Raw genomic sequence first — 13,522 nt, 5'->3', positions numbered from 1 at the left:
GTGACTGAAGTAGTCGAACGTTTTATATATCGTCATCGTCATCATCCTGAGTGTTCCGTGAACCTCGAGAATTCAGGACCACAAAGCCCAGAAGGATGGTCAAGAATATTAGAGCACTTATCACGCCGTAGATTGCAGTGCCGCCAAACGTATCGCCCATCACAAAAAAGGAAATTGATCCGACGATCGCGAAAGCGATGATCCCAATAATCCAACCGTCAGTTGCCTTAATGCTCATGATTCTCTCCTATATTCATCGATAGAAACTACATGGATATTATTTGTAATTAGCGCGTCCATCTGAAAGTTAATGCGGAAACAGTGATTCCAGCGACCGAGCAAGCGATCAGACTGATGATGTTCTTGGCATCGACTGGTGCCCCGACCCAAGTGGCGCCGAGAGCTTCGACCGCAGCCCCGAACGGTAGGATGCTACCCACTGTGCCAAGAATTTCGGGGAGTGCGTCGATTCCGCCAAACATCCCGCCCAGCGCTCCGAATCCGAGGAAGATCACAAATCCACATGCCAACGTAGCGCTGGGGGAAGGGGCAAGAGACGCCAATACCATGCCGATCGAATACATTGCTAGAACGGTCAAGACAATGACCCCCAGTGCCGGAAGGAGATCAGTTGGAGTTCCGGCGTCAAAGGCAATGGCGCCAACCGTGAATGCTAGAGCGATACCGACGACTGCTTGGGCCACGCTCACTGCCACCTGTGATGAGAGTACGCGGAGGGGCGAAATCGGCGTCAACGCGAGCCGGCGGAGAACCCCGGTTTTACGGTAGGTCGTCAGCAGAGTCGGCATATTTATGATTCCGATTAGCGCAATGGTCGTAGTAAATGCCACTGGCAGTCCAATAACGTCCAGTACGGAGCGATCACCTGCAATTGGTGGCGCATCCCTGGTCTGGAACCCCCACATGACCAGGATCAAAAGGGGTAGACCGAGCGGAATTAGTAGGTCAGACGGCTCTCTTAGGATCATCTTGGCTTCGCTGCGCACCAACATCATCATGGATTTCATTATTCCTCGCCCTCCTCGGTCGCAGTCGTCATTTCTTTACCTGTCAGGGCCACGAATGCCTCTTCCAGATTCGACACTTCCGCGCGTTGGACGACTTGTTCGGGCGTCCCTTCAGCTATCACGCGCCCGGCGTCGAGCAAAACGACCCGATCGCACAGTCGCTCCACCTCGTCCATTGCATGGCTGACCAGGAGGATTGCTTCATCTGTCAGAGATTCAACAACCTTCCAAATGCGCCGCCGTGCAGCGGGGTCGAGCCCAGTGGTTAGTTCATCTAGAATCACGACTTGCGGCTGGCCTACGAGGGCCAGAGCGATGGAAAGGCGCTGTTGCTGGCCTCCGGACAGAGCGCTGAAGCGAGTGTTGCGCTTCGAGTCGAGCTGCACCATGTCCAGCAGCTCCTGAGCGGGCCGGGGACGCAGGTAGAAGCTGCGATAGAGGTCAATAAGTTCCTGGACGGTCAAGGCCTCGTGGAGACGTACCTCCTGTAGCTGGACGCCTAGGAGCTGACGGACCTCCTTGTCCCGACGCGGGTCCCGACCCAGCACACGGGCCCTCCCCGCATCCGGGGCCTGCAAGCCGGCGATCATGTCTACCGTCGTGCTCTTACCCGCGCCGTTGGCACCGAGTAGGCCCACCACCTCGCCCGGAGCCACAGTGAGTGAGACGTCGTCGACGGCAACAGTGCTCTTGAAAGTCTTGCGAATGTGTTCCACAAGGATTGCTGGTTCGGTCATGTCATCGACGCTAGGTCCTGCCTCCCGCGTAGCACATGTGCCTAGAGGTAGAACTTGAGACCATGACTCTGGTCACTGGTGGGCGTGTAGCTCGCGCTCTAAGCTAGAGGGATGCACAACTGGCAGATGGAGAAGTGGACCGGCGTCGTTGGGGCGCTTCTTGTCGGAGGCTCTGCTCTACCTGCGCTCCTTGGAGCAGTTGACCTGCTTCTACCTTGGCCTATATGGACTGGGTTGTTCATTGTCGTATTCGCAGTTTTGCTTGTGCTCTGGAGAGTCGAGAAGAGAACAGCTCTTCAGCGATTCCTCTACGTTGTGCTAGTTCCACTATCGTGGGTGCTACTACTAACCGCACCACTGGCAACTCTGTATGGCCTTTCCACAATATTTGTTGCGGTTGCCGCAACCGGCGTTTATGTCCTGAACCCCCGGCTAAGTCTGGCTATTGTCGCAGCGAACACGGCCATTGGTGTCCTGGCAATCAGTATCGTTGTTCAAAATCCGTTGATGCTGTTCGGGTTCGGCGCATTCTTTCTGCTTCTTCAGCTGTCTTTAATATTCATTTTCTATATGCTTCGCAGAGAACAGTTGCTGCGCGCTGAATTGGCCGAGGCCTACGTGGCCCGACAGACCGCCGAGGCCATCCTCAGCGAGACAGCGCGTTCGGCCGAACGCTTGCAGATCGCAAGGGAATTGCATGATGTTCTTGGTCATCAGTTGACGTTGTTAAATCTCAAGCTGGAGGCGGTGAAGTATCAGAACGAATCCGATCGCGGGTCTCATCTGGATGCTGCGCAGTCTGTCGCAAGGTCTCTCCTCACGGATGTCCGTGATACCGTCTCGGATCTTCGGACTTCGCAGGTATCCACACTCGCTGATACTTTACGCGAGCTCGGTGATAATGTCCCGAACCTTGAAGTCACGGTCGAAGTTTCAGGTGACCTTAACGTCGATGAAGAGCAGCAAATTATTCTTCTCCGGTCGGTGCAGGAGATCGTGACAAATACACTACGTCACGCAGAAGCCCGCGAACTCTCTATACTCATCGAGGGCGGTACGCAACGGGTCACACTGTCCGCGGGAGACGACGGCAAGGGGTCGACATCTGTCGTGCCTGGCAATGGCCTTCGAGGCCTCACAGAAAGATTTGCTCAAGTTGGCGGGCAAGCGGAGTTCGCTGGAGAAGAAGGGTTTCAAATTCGAGCATGGATGCCGACTCGATGACACGCGTAGTCGTTGTTGACGACCAGACTCTTATCCGGGAGGGCATCGTTACCCTCCTTGAAGTTGCCGAAATTAAAGTCGTTGGCCAGGCTGACGATGGCGCCACTGCTCTCGACATCATTGCCCAAACTCAGCCTGATGTTGTGCTGCTGGATCTACGGATGCCCAGGTATGATGGTATCTGGACGCTTGAGCATCTTCGCCGGCAGGGCGATCAAACACCGGTATTAGTGCTGACAACGTTTGATGATAGTACCCTCGTATTCGACGCTCTCCGGTCCGGAGCGCAAGGGTATTTGCTCAAGGATATCAGTGTTCCGCAACTCAAGGACGCAGTTTCCACGCTTGCCAACGGGGGCACCCTCATAGCGCCCTCTATTACCGACCGTCTCTTGCGAGCGACTGCGTCGGTGCCCGCCCCTCCTTCCTCCGGGGCTTACGAACGACCGGAATTGACTGATCGAGAAATTGAGGTGTTACGGCTCATGGCGTCGGGTTACACCAACCAGGATATTGCAGAAGCGCTAACACTATCGCATGGAACCGTTAAAAACCACGTCTCTGCGATCCTTTTTAAATTGGGCTCAAAAGATCGAACCAATGCAGTACTGCGTGGTCTCCAGGACGGTTTCTTGCGTTAGCGATCACAGGCTTAGTCTATGATCTTTCGGGCTTCGCGGAGTGAGCCACGCGTCCGGAGTTGAGGGTCGGAGCTAGAGCGGACTCCGTCATAACTGGAGGCTCGATCGACACAGAACCCTCTTGAGCTTGCTCGTTGTTATGGAAAGCAATTGGCCTGGACGTTGAGCTGCCGCAAGGCCGCACTTCACTGCTACGGCTGTGAGCGGGGAACGCACGCATGTCCTGGATCTAGGTGGACAGCAACACCAGGGCCGCCGCTGGAGCGGCACGAACTTCGAGAGCTACCGATCTAACGGCGGCATCAGTCACCGCGAATGGGCCGAGACCGGCAACGGGGCCGGTTACTGCTTGGTCGCCGAGGGCGCCTGGCAGACCGGCAGACAGTACCGCCTGCTCTTCAAGCCGGCCGGGAGCGACGAGGCCGTGACCTCACGCAGATCCTATGGCCAGTCGAGGCCCTAAAGCACCCCCAGGACGCGGACTCGACCTCCTACCGCGAGCCCTGCGCGTCGATCATGGCCTTCCTCAACGGTTCCGAGCCATCTGTGGCCTGCGCGTTCTAGGCCCCATGGTCTTGAGATCCCCACCCTTCACCTGATCACGAAACAGCTTGCACTGTCCGGACCTTCGAACGTCGGCCCTCCGTTGCCTCATGTTCGTGCCGGAACCCGGAGTGCCTCATGTCAAGATCCCCGGGAATTGCAGGTCGTGCCTCGCACATATTTTCCCCGCTAACCGGGGTCTCAGCCGGCCCGGGTGTGGTGGATTTTGATGCCCGCGGGATCCGGTTGGGCCTGAGCTTTCTCGATCTCGCGTTCAAGCTTCGCGGTCTTGGTCGCGGCGAGCTTGATCAACCGTTGCTGGATCTGATCGATCTCGGCAGCCAGGTCGACCGGATCCGGACCTGCCTGGTACTTCTGAAGCTCTTGTTTCTGCTGGGCGTTGAGGATCCCGGAATCCAGCAATCGTTGATACGGTGTCTTCGCAGAGTCGTAGACGCGTTCGCGGCCGGCCGACACGATCGGTGGAATACCCGGTCGGTTTCTTCCTCGGAGTGAAGAAGTTCAGGCGGTCGTTGACCAACGGCCACAGGCGTTGCAGTAGCTCCAGCTCGGGCGCGGTGTCGTAGCGGTAGGAGAACCCGTACCGGCGCACGAGGTGGTTGTTCTTCGACTCGATGGTGGCCTGATCGTTCTTCGTATCCGGGCGTGCCCGGGTGAAGAAGATCTTGCGGTCAGCGGCCCAGTCGATGAGGTTGTGGTTGATGAACTCGGACCCGTTGTCGAAGTCGAGTCCGGTCACCAGGTAGGGCACAGTATTGACGAGTTGTGTGCAGGCATCGACGACGTGGGTCGAGGCGTTGTTCTTCATCGGGTGGGTATAGACCCACCCGGTGTGCATGTCGGTGTCGTTCACGCAGCGGGCGAACTCGCCGTTGAGAGTCGGGCCGCAGTGGGCGAGGGTATCGATTTCGAAGAAGCCGGGTTCGTCGTCGACTTCGTCACCGGCCTTGCGCACGGTGATGGAGTTACGCAGCAGGCTCCCGGGCTTCGTCGCTGACTTCCCAGGCAGGGGGTCCTTGTCACGGACTGGTTTGAGGTACCGGTCGATGGTCGCCGGACTCATCGCTAACAGCTCGGCACGCACGCTGTGGTTGTAGCGGCCTTTGCCCGGGATCAGGTGGGTGGGCTTCGAGGCAGTCCAGCAGGCCTTCCATGGCTGCAACGAGGTACTTACCGCAGATGCCGCCGGCGATCGAGCACACGTATGGCAAGATCTTGACCGCGTCGTAGGAGTATTTGCGGGCCTTCGTCTTCGGCCTGTCGATGACCGCGACTGTGGCTGTCGCGCGTCCTTTGCGTTGCCGGGTACGGCGGGTGAGTTGCTGGCGGGCGTGGTCGGGGTTCCACCCGGTGAGTTCGGTGACGGTATCGAGGATCGCGGCTTTAGGTTTCTTCGGCGCTTGCGTGTAGGCGGTGGCGTAGTTCTTCGTGATCTCGATTCGGCTGCTCATAGATACGTCCTTGTCGACCATGACCCCCTCGTCGTCGTGCCTGGTGGCCCGGGAGAAGGATTTCGCGGGGATTATTCTGTGAGGCACGACCCCTTACTACGCGGGGACTTTCTATGAGTCTCGTCGACGTCTTGCGAAAGTATGGTGTATACACCATACTGAACCGCATGAGGACATCACCTGGCACACTCGGAGCGGCCCTCCAGACGCTGCCCCGGACGATCGAACTCCCGAACGCAGGTGCCCTTGAGTCGGACCTCGGAGTAGCGACCGCCTCAGGGCATCACGGAGAGTTGCTCCAAGGGCCTGTGCGCCTGCACGAGTCCATTGAAACGGCCCTTGTCATCCTGCCCGATAAGCGGTGGCATTCCCGCGCGCACGGGAAGCTCACGCCCCATACCGGCATCGAGGTTGCAACCACACCCCACAAGCCGAAAGTTGTCGCCGCGGTCACATCCGTCATGGACATACTCGGAGTCAAAGATGCGCGAGTCGAACTGAGCTTCACCGGCTTCATCCCCGTCTCAAGAGGATTGGGCTCTTCCACCACGGATATGATCTCCGCTCTGCGATGCGTGGGCCATGCCCTCGATCTGCGGATCGGCGCCGCTGAGATCGCTCGGATATGCCATGAAGTCGAGGGGGCGACAGACCCAACGATGTTCTCGACTCCGGAAAAGTTGCTCTTTGCTTCCCGCAAATCAACGACGCTGAGACGGTTCTCGGGCGTGCTACCGGACTTCGTGGTGGCGACATTCGACGCCTCGGAGACCATGGGAGCGGTAGAAACCGAGGAAGTGGTCTTTGATGATGCCGCGCATCACGTGCAGCGATTTGAAAATGCCGTACGTAATTACGAGAAGGCCCTGAAGACGAGGAATGCTGACGCGCCTTTTCCTGCATTCACCCACGCCCAACCGGCTATGCCTTCAACCTTCGGGGCATATCTGGCCAACGTGGGGGTCAGTGTAGCGCTGATCGGTCGGCAGGTGGCGGCCATGGAACGCTACTTCGACAGCTGTCCTCTCGGTGCTTGTGCCGGCTACGGAACGAGCATCCCTATTGATCCTGAGATGACAGCTCACCTCTTGGGGTACACACAAGGGCCACTAGGCTCCATTGCTACGGTCGTTGACAGATCCGCAGCATCATTGGTACTCGGCCAGCTCGCCGAACTGTCAACGCTGTACTCGCGCGTGGCTGCCGACTTGCAGTTCTGGTCATCGGGAGCCGTAGGGCTTGTATATTTTCCCGACAACCTTGTGGGCCAGAGTTCGATCATGCCGCAAAAACGCAACGCGTTCGTCCTAGAGAACATCAAGGCGCGGTGCGCCAGCATCATTGCAGCACACATGGAATCGCTCGTCTCCATGAAGTCCGCGCCGTACACGAACACCATCGAAGTGTCTTCCGAGGCTATCTCCGGATTTTCAGCTGCTGTCGAAGGGTATCGAGGAATCGCAACGCTTGTGGACTGGCATCTCGACGGCGCCGTGCCTCAAGTGGACATCGCCCGGCAGGTCATGCGTCAAGGGAATGTGGGTGCCACCTTCGAGGCCGAACAAGCGGTCATGCGCGATGGAGTGGCCTTCAGAGAAGCCTACAACAGTGTGCGAACGGTGCGAACGAAAATGCAGATGCCTAGCGCATCGCGGAGCGTCGGCGAGAGCAGTCAAGCGGTTGAGCCGGCCGAGTTTGGCGCTGGGCCTTCTGCTGTACAGACGAGAAGGATTTGCAACCGGCTGGGCGAGTATCGCGAAAAGCTATCTAGCACCCTCGAAAAGGTTCGCGGCAGAGTCGATAAGTCTGCAGCGAATTTGCGAAAGGAAGTCGAGGAACTTCTCCGATGACGTCAACACCACCTCGTTATGTGCTATTGATCGAAAGCAATACCTCAGGAACAGGAGCGGACTTTGTATCTCGCTCTCGCGCGTTGGGACTCACTCCTATCCTTGTTACCGTCGATTCGACCAAGTATTCCTCCATCGGGTTTCCCGAGGTCCAAGTCGTGGAGGTGGAGAAAACGTCACCGGACGTGATTCTCTCCACCCTAGTTGACCATGGCATAGATCAAACTACAGTCGTGGGAGTTACTAGCAGTAGCGATGCCGGAGCCTTTGCGGCTGCTGCCCTGGCGCGAAGGATGGGGTTGCCGGGGCCTGATCCAGCCGCTGTGGAGACGGCGCGGGATAAGTATGCGGCCCGTAGGGCACTGGCGGATACAACGCTGAACCCATGCTTCGCTGACGCCGGGGAGGTCGACTGGGCGGAGTCGCTTCGTCGTTGCCCCGATGGGCTCGTCGCAAAACCACAACGCGGGACCGGTTCCATGGAGGTCTCGATCATCCGTGCCCCGGAGGACCTCCCTGCCTCCGTGCCAAGCCCAGGCCAGATGCTGCTGGAAGAGCGAGTGCCTGGTGCGGAGTACTCTGCAGAGTTCCTTGGTTCCATCTGCCTTGGGGTGTGCCTTAAACGCACGAACGGCCTGGGGATAGAGCTCGGCCATGAGTTCCCGGCATCGGACGATGAGGATCTGCTACATCAGCTTACTCGCGCCGCGACCCAGGCGATGAGTGCGTTGGAGCTCGATGGGTGTGCTGCGCATGTTGAGCTCATTCGGGACGTTCGTACTGGTCACATCAAAGTCATCGAGATTAATCCTCGGCTCGCTGGCGGCCGCATCCCTGACCTAGTTCGCCTCGCAACGAACTGCGACCCCATCATCGAGACCATCAGGTTGGCCACTGAGCCGGGCTACAGACCAGCTGATATCAAACCTCTCCGCGGAGCCGCTATCGAGTTCATGGTTCGCCAGGTAGATGGGGCGCCGCGGCCTGGCGGGCTGGAGCAGGCGTGGAACAGCGTGGGTGTCGTCGACCTCGAGGTGTACCCGCATCGTCTTCAGGAACTGGGTACCCCTGTCAATGGGGACTTTCGAGACAGAATCGGGCACGTGATCTGTGTGGGCAGTACTGGCGTCTTGGCTTCTAGGCACGTAGGTGAAGCCGTCCATCGGGTGACCTGGGGTAGCTCGACGGCAGTGACCGAAGACGTCCCCGGAGGCACCACGCTCGTAGACTGGACGCGAGAGCACCACAAGCGCCCGGTTGGTCTTGTCAGGGGCACGGAATCAAGCCACGAGTTCCTCTCCCATCGCCTGCAGGCGACCGAGCATCTTGCCGAGGAAGTCATTGATGGCCGGGAAGTCTCCGGGCGACCAAGAACAATCAAGGCTCTCCGCAACCGCTTTGCCCAGCGGTACCACAGTACGAGGCGCGTCCTGATGAGAACCGCCAGTATCCGAACAAAGGAGTTCTTCGTCTACGACAAGCTGAGCAGACCGAGCAACCAGCGCGTATTCGCCAACCTGGCCCTCGCTCCCGACTACGCCCTCCCGTCAGAGCCTCGCTTGGACTACATCGTCTTCAAGGGGTGTGGTGTAGTACCTAAACGACTGCTAGATCACGCCCGCCCACCTGTATTGAATATCCATGGCGGTTGGCTTCCGAACTATCGGGGCAACCATTGCTACTTCTACGCCTACTATCACGAGGCAGCGGAAAGGGACCTTGAACTACTTGTGGGATCAACACTGCATGAAGTCACGCCGAAGGTCGACGATGGCACAATCCTTGACTACTCACGCACGCCGGCTGCAACGGCTCGAAGCGTCGAGCATGCCTACTGCTTGGGCGAACTCATTTCCTTCGAAAGGTTCATCCGATCACTTCACTTCCCTTCGACTCGACGGTTCGCAAGAAACGCACAAGTACCGGACGATGTCCGCAGACATCAACCGAAGGAACCCAGCAGACTGTACTTAACAAAGAACAGAACCCCAGCGGAAGAGGTGAAGCTCAGCCTCCGCAAGTTGGGGATTCCCTTCATTAAAAGACTCGCCGCAAAAAGCAAAGAACGATAGTGGAAGAAGGTGTTTGCGTCGTGGATAGCATCCTCAAACGAGAGCCGTCACTTCGAGAAAGAGTGGCCTCCGAGATAATCCGTCTTGTATCCATTGGTGAACTAGCCCCCGGGAGCACCCTCACCGAGAAAGGTGCTGCGGAGATGTTTGGAGTTTCCCGCACGCCAGCACGTGAGGCTCTATTAAAGCTCAGCGATTCCGGGATACTCGTAACGGGAACCTTCAAGGGATTCCGTGTGGCTAATACCTCCAGTCGGGACGCTAACTGGTTATATGACTGCATTGTTGGTATCGAGCGTCAGGCCGTCCATTCCCTCGCTGGTAAGGATTACGACAAAGCTCAGCTTCGTACGGCTTTCAGGAGATCTCAGGAGCGAATTGACGTCGGGCTATTCGAGTATTGGCTTGCGGATCGAGAATTCCATGAGACTATCGTGTCGCTGACCGGCAACCCGCACTTGGTCGTGATTTCCGACTATGTCCGAAACGCGCTATCGAGATACATAACAATGTACCTCACGCACGATCTTGCTCCCGAGACGAGCTCCACTGAACACGAAGAGATCCTAAATGCTCTACTCTCCGATGACATCGATGACGCATCTCGCTTGATTACCGCACATTGGAACTCCGCCCGTAAACAAGTGACTGGTTGGCTACGAGACGACGAGAAAGAAGGAAAGGATGTCTAAGAGACTAGAGCTAGACGATTCTTACCTAAAGAATTGGACATCTCCTATCCAGTGGCTCAGCGAGACGGAAATTACGCTCGCCAAGAGTGCCTTCTATCCTGGAGGTGGCGGACAGGTGCCAGACCATGGATTGCTTAAACTAGGCGACGATTCTGTCCCAGTGACGTGTGAAGGCATACGCGACGGTCAGGTCCTTGTGCAGCTCAACGACACTGTCTCTACTCACCCTGATGAAGCGGAGTTTGAGCTGAATTGGGACCGTCGCTATCACGCCATGCGACTACACACGGCCTATCATTGCCTTGTCGGCCTGGCGTGGACTCTGTACGGAGCACGTGTAGCAGGAGGCGGTATGTCCGATGGACGAGGACGGATTGATTTCAGCCCCGAAATCGATCGCGCAGGCATCGAGCGGGTTGTCGCCGAGGCGAACCGCGCCATTTCCCAGGGCGCGAGCGTTTCAATCGACTATATTCCTGCTTTGGAAGCGCAGAAGTTTCCTGAGCTGGTCAAGCTTCTTGAGAACAGGGCGCCGATGACTAACTCATCTCACTATCGAGTCATTGAAATCGACGGAATTGATCGCGAAATTGACGGAGGGACACACGTACGTGACCTCGCCGAAGTCGGAGGTATTGAGGCAGGGAAGATCAGCTCGGCAGGGAGAGGTTCAAAGCGGTTTAAGTTTACGGTGATCTAAGGGATGCCACGAAAAGCGACAGGTGCAGTAGCGCTCAACTATGTCGTCTGGGGGCTACTCCCACTCTTTTGGAAACTACTTGATAATGTCAATTCCACATACGTGCTCGCACATAGAATCGTCTGGGCCACGGTGTTCAGCGGAATCTGGCTACTCATAATAACGATAACAGCTTCGCGATCCGGCAAAACTCGACCAGTATTCTCCGGGATCTCAGCTCGTCTCATATTCTCGTCAATCGTTATTGCCGCAAACTGGGGCATCTATATTTGGGCAGTCAATGGCGGGTTCGTGTCATATGCCGCCCTCGGGTACTTTGTTGCCCCACTTCTCAGTGTTCTGCTGGGCTCGATATTCTTTCGGGAGTCCATCTCGGGATGGCAATGGGCCGCCATACTTCTAACAGCTGGCGGCGCCCTCGTCTATGGTTGGGGGCATTCGGGAATCGGCCTTCTCGTGGTGTTTGGAATAGCTGTGACATTCTCCGTCTATGGTGCAATCAAGAAAACGGTGAAGATAGACGCTGTCCCCGGTATGTTTGCCGAGTCTTCCATTCTCGCACCGGTAGCAATTGTATTGTTACTTGCAGGGGTACTTACTCCTGGAGATAGTATCGGTGGGTCCACATGGTCCCTTCTGGTCGTGAGTGGTCTTGTGACTTTGGTCCCGTTGATCGTATTGTCGCATTATGCTCGTTCCGTGCCCCTTTCTACGCTTGGAATGTTGCAGTTTATTCTTCCAGTCGTCCAGCTGGCACTAGGTGTGGCAATGTTCGATGAGGTTGTTTCTGGTCTACAGGCGTTGGCCCTTCTCTGCATTGTCACGGGTGTCGCCTTGTACCTCTTTGATGGTCATCGGCCCAGACGGCAGATCTCTAACAGCACGTAGCTGCGTAGCGTTGGGGCCTCCGCACGAGTACCTTCGATTGCGAAGGCTGCTGGATGCGGAGGTCCTTACGCGCTGAAGCAGAGTCAGGTTGACGAAGATTCGTAGTCAGATGTCTGCGCCATGTAGTGTTCTTGATCCTTAGGGATTGTCGACCTGCAACGTTTCATTCGCGTCATGTGTTTGCCATTGATATGACGGCTCAGGGGCATAGCGAGGGCTGACCTTGATTCGGGTCGAATCGAACTTCCCGCCCATCTGGGTCGCCTTGCCGACACGGACCTCAAGCAGCATCTTGATCAACCTTCCTTGCTCAATTAGGTCCAAGCGCTCCCAAGCCTCTTCCACATCCTCGGCCTGGATCAGGGCTAGTACGCCCTCGTCGGAGACCGGAGGCGTTGCGCCCCGGGCGAGCTCTTCAATCTGCGGGTTCACGCGCTGTTCTATCGACGCGAGCATCGCCAAGGTGATATTGCCCGCCGAATACTCCTCTGCCGCCTCATCGAGCCGCTTCCGCAGAGCGGCCATCTGTTCCTCGACCTGACGCACGGTCGCCATCCAGTCATTGCCCGGCTCACCGATCACCGCGAGGCTTTCCGGCTTCGTCAGCCACCCCAGTAATGCGCCGACCACATAAGCATCGGTGGGATCGATGCTAACGCTGACCTTTCGGCATCCGGGGTAGGCGCAGGTGTAATTGTTGCGGCGGCTGCCATCAGCCCTCGGAGCCCCTGAGGGGATGCGCACCATCGGTCGCAGGCAGAAGGCACACTTAACGATGTGGGACAGCAGCCACTTCGGGTGGCTCGGGTTGCCAGAGTCGAAATGCTGATGGCGACGAGAGCGGTCCTCCAAGGCGCGGTTCACGCGCTCCCACTTCTCTCGTGCAAGGATCGCAGGCCAGTCGGCCTCACCGATAACCTCGCCCCGGTACACGCGTAGCCCAGCGATGGTGGGATTTCGCAGCACTTGCCGAAGCGTCATGTTCATCCATCCCCGGGAGTGCTCAGAGTATGGCTTCATCGGCGTTGGAACACCGGCGAGGTTCAGACGCGTCGTGATGGCATGGATGGGCACTCCTTTGAGGATGTCCTCGGTCGCGGAGACGATCACGGCCGAGTGCTCAGGGTGTACCTCCTGACGGATGAGCACCCCGGTGAACTCGTCGTAGACACGTCGGTAGCCATAAGGTAGGCGATCATGCGGGCGTCCCTTCTTGGCGTTCAGGCGAACCGTGCGCCGCTGGCGGTCGCGGATGATCGCGGCGTCCTTCTCGGCGGTGAGGAACTCCAGGCCCATCATGAAGCTATCGTCGTGACGGGAGAAGTCGTAGACCCGGCCCTTCGTGAGGTACAGGACGCCGGCCTCTTGGCACGCTGCACGCAACTGCACATACGCCAGCATTGCGCGCCCTGCACGAGAAGGTTCCAACGTGACGAAGGCGTCGTACTCCTTCGAAGCGATTAGGGTGAGCGCTTCCTGGAAGCCCTCGCGCTCGCGGGTGCGCCACTTCGATGCGGATCGGTTCGCGTCGGTGATGACTTTGCCAACCGTCCATTCCTGCTGGTCGTACCAGGTGCGGCAGTCGGTCTCTTGGTCGCCGGTGGACCTCATCAGGTTCTATCGGTCCATAGATGCTCGGGTGTAGATCAGTGCGTTGGTTCCCATGGCGGGCAGG

13 protein-coding genes and 1 pseudogene are annotated in these 13,522 nt (G+C 57.5%); 8 read left to right on the top strand and 6 right to left on the bottom strand.

The genetic code is table 11. The features are described 5' to 3' along the window. Positions 1 to 22 precede the first annotated feature (22 nt). Genes DCC27_RS06135 through DCC27_RS06125 form a run of 3 tightly spaced genes read right to left on the bottom strand, consistent with a single transcriptional unit; the run spans position 23 to position 1,765 of the window. Positions 23 to 238 (bottom strand): hypothetical protein, encoded by a 216-nt coding sequence (locus DCC27_RS06135; RefSeq protein ID WP_110110392.1) that lies wholly within the window; start codon positions 236 to 238, stop codon positions 23 to 25. 49 nt (positions 239 to 287) lie between these two features. Continuing rightward, positions 288 to 1,028 carry an ABC transporter permease gene (locus DCC27_RS06130; protein ID WP_110110391.1) on the bottom strand — a complete coding sequence of 247 codons (741 nt, stop codon included), beginning with the start codon at positions 1,026 to 1,028 and terminating at the stop codon, positions 288 to 290. Further along, entirely contained in the window at positions 1,028 to 1,765 is a 738-nt protein-coding gene (locus tag DCC27_RS06125; protein WP_110110390.1) for an ABC transporter ATP-binding protein, read from the bottom strand. The genes DCC27_RS06130 and DCC27_RS06125 overlap by 1 nt, the downstream gene beginning before the upstream one ends. A gap of 111 nt (positions 1,766 to 1,876) precedes the next feature. Between DCC27_RS06125 and DCC27_RS06120 the strand changes: the two genes are divergently transcribed. Both DCC27_RS06120 and DCC27_RS06115 read left to right on the top strand, forming a co-directional pair. Beyond that, on the top strand, positions 1,877 to 2,989 hold the full coding sequence (locus DCC27_RS06120) for a sensor histidine kinase (RefSeq protein ID WP_110110389.1): 1,113 nt from the start codon (positions 1,877 to 1,879) through the stop codon (positions 2,987 to 2,989). Then, a complete protein-coding gene (locus tag DCC27_RS06115; protein ID WP_110110411.1) occupies positions 2,986 to 3,630 on the top strand; it encodes a response regulator transcription factor in 645 nt (214 codons plus the stop codon). The genes DCC27_RS06120 and DCC27_RS06115 overlap by 4 nt, the downstream gene beginning before the upstream one ends. An 817-nt stretch (positions 3,631 to 4,447) precedes the next feature. Here the strand turns inward: DCC27_RS06115 and DCC27_RS12425 are convergent. Further along, positions 4,448 to 5,257 (bottom strand): transposase family protein, encoded by an 810-nt coding sequence (locus tag DCC27_RS12425; protein ID WP_246840050.1) that lies wholly within the window; start codon positions 5,255 to 5,257, stop codon positions 4,448 to 4,450. Then, positions 5,214 to 5,645, bottom strand: a complete 432-nt coding sequence (locus DCC27_RS12420; protein ID WP_246840049.1) for a hypothetical protein — start codon at positions 5,643 to 5,645, stop codon at positions 5,214 to 5,216. Before DCC27_RS12420 ends, DCC27_RS12425 begins: the two co-directional genes overlap by 44 nt. Before the next feature lie 308 nt (positions 5,646 to 5,953). On the opposite strand from DCC27_RS12420, the gene DCC27_RS06100 reads away from it, so the two are divergent. The 6 genes and pseudogenes from DCC27_RS06100 to rarD all read left to right on the top strand — a co-directional run bounded on the left by DCC27_RS06100 (position 5,954) and on the right by rarD (position 11,847). Then, the gene (locus tag DCC27_RS06100; RefSeq protein WP_168186082.1) at positions 5,954 to 7,495 is read left to right on the top strand and encodes a lyase family protein; all 1,542 of its coding nucleotides are present in this window, start codon (positions 5,954 to 5,956) and stop codon (positions 7,493 to 7,495) included. 158 nt (positions 7,496 to 7,653) lie between these two features. Continuing rightward, positions 7,654 to 9,567, top strand: coding sequence for an ATP-grasp domain-containing protein (locus DCC27_RS06095; protein WP_168186081.1), 1,914 nt, complete (start codon positions 7,654 to 7,656; stop codon positions 9,565 to 9,567). Next, positions 9,567 to 9,794: pseudogene (locus DCC27_RS12810) on the top strand (GntR family transcriptional regulator); the annotation flags it as partial. The gene DCC27_RS06095 and the pseudogene DCC27_RS12810, both read left to right, overlap by 1 nt. 9 nt (positions 9,795 to 9,803) lie before the next feature. After that, the gene (locus DCC27_RS06090; RefSeq protein ID WP_233492091.1) at positions 9,804 to 10,259 is read left to right on the top strand and encodes a GntR family transcriptional regulator; all 456 of its coding nucleotides are present in this window, start codon (positions 9,804 to 9,806) and stop codon (positions 10,257 to 10,259) included. Then, a complete protein-coding gene (locus DCC27_RS06085) occupies positions 10,252 to 10,959 on the top strand; it encodes an alanyl-tRNA editing protein (RefSeq protein WP_110110385.1) in 708 nt (235 codons plus the stop codon). The genes DCC27_RS06090 and DCC27_RS06085 overlap by 8 nt, the downstream gene beginning before the upstream one ends. Positions 10,960 to 10,962: 3 nt before the next feature. Further along, on the top strand, positions 10,963 to 11,847 hold the full coding sequence (gene rarD / locus DCC27_RS06080; RefSeq protein ID WP_110110384.1) for an EamA family transporter RarD: 885 nt from the start codon (positions 10,963 to 10,965) through the stop codon (positions 11,845 to 11,847). Between the two features lie 138 nt (positions 11,848 to 11,985). On the opposite strand, the gene DCC27_RS06075 is transcribed toward rarD, so the two are convergent. Continuing rightward, positions 11,986 to 13,458 (bottom strand): recombinase family protein, encoded by a 1,473-nt coding sequence (locus DCC27_RS06075; RefSeq protein ID WP_110110383.1) that lies wholly within the window; start codon positions 13,456 to 13,458, stop codon positions 11,986 to 11,988. Between the last annotated feature and the right edge of the window lie 64 nt (positions 13,459 to 13,522).

Origin of the sequence: Auritidibacter sp. NML130574, assembly GCF_003185725.2 — a bacterium.
Classification (GTDB): Bacteria; Actinomycetota; Actinomycetes; order Actinomycetales; family Micrococcaceae; genus Auritidibacter; species Auritidibacter ignavus.
This window is presented reverse-complemented; position numbering and strand designations above follow the sequence as displayed.

What these genes read in the sequence shown, in the direction of transcription:
- DCC27_RS12420 (WP_246840049.1), bottom strand. Translation starts at nt 5,645, where the DNA reads ATGAGCAGCCGAATCGAGATCACGAAGAACTACGCCACCGCCTACACG.
- DCC27_RS06075 (WP_110110383.1), bottom strand. Translation starts at nt 13,458, where the DNA reads ATGAGGTCCACCGGCGACCAAGAGACCGACTGCCGCACCTGGTACGAC.
- DCC27_RS06085 (WP_110110385.1), top strand. Translation starts at nt 10,252, where the DNA reads ATGTCTAAGAGACTAGAGCTAGACGATTCTTACCTAAAGAATTGGACA.
- DCC27_RS06125 (WP_110110390.1), bottom strand. Translation starts at nt 1,765, where the DNA reads ATGACCGAACCAGCAATCCTTGTGGAACACATTCGCAAGACTTTCAAG.
- DCC27_RS12425 (WP_246840050.1), bottom strand. Translation starts at nt 5,257, where the DNA reads ATGAGTCCGGCGACCATCGACCGGTACCTCAAACCAGTCCGTGACAAG.
- DCC27_RS06135 (WP_110110392.1), bottom strand. Translation starts at nt 238, where the DNA reads ATGAGCATTAAGGCAACTGACGGTTGGATTATTGGGATCATCGCTTTC.
- DCC27_RS06115 (WP_110110411.1), top strand. Translation starts at nt 2,986, where the DNA reads ATGACACGCGTAGTCGTTGTTGACGACCAGACTCTTATCCGGGAGGGC.
- rarD (WP_110110384.1), top strand. Translation starts at nt 10,963, where the DNA reads ATGCCACGAAAAGCGACAGGTGCAGTAGCGCTCAACTATGTCGTCTGG.
- DCC27_RS06130 (WP_110110391.1), bottom strand. Translation starts at nt 1,028, where the DNA reads ATGAAATCCATGATGATGTTGGTGCGCAGCGAAGCCAAGATGATCCTA.
- DCC27_RS06120 (WP_110110389.1), top strand. Translation starts at nt 1,877, where the DNA reads ATGCACAACTGGCAGATGGAGAAGTGGACCGGCGTCGTTGGGGCGCTT.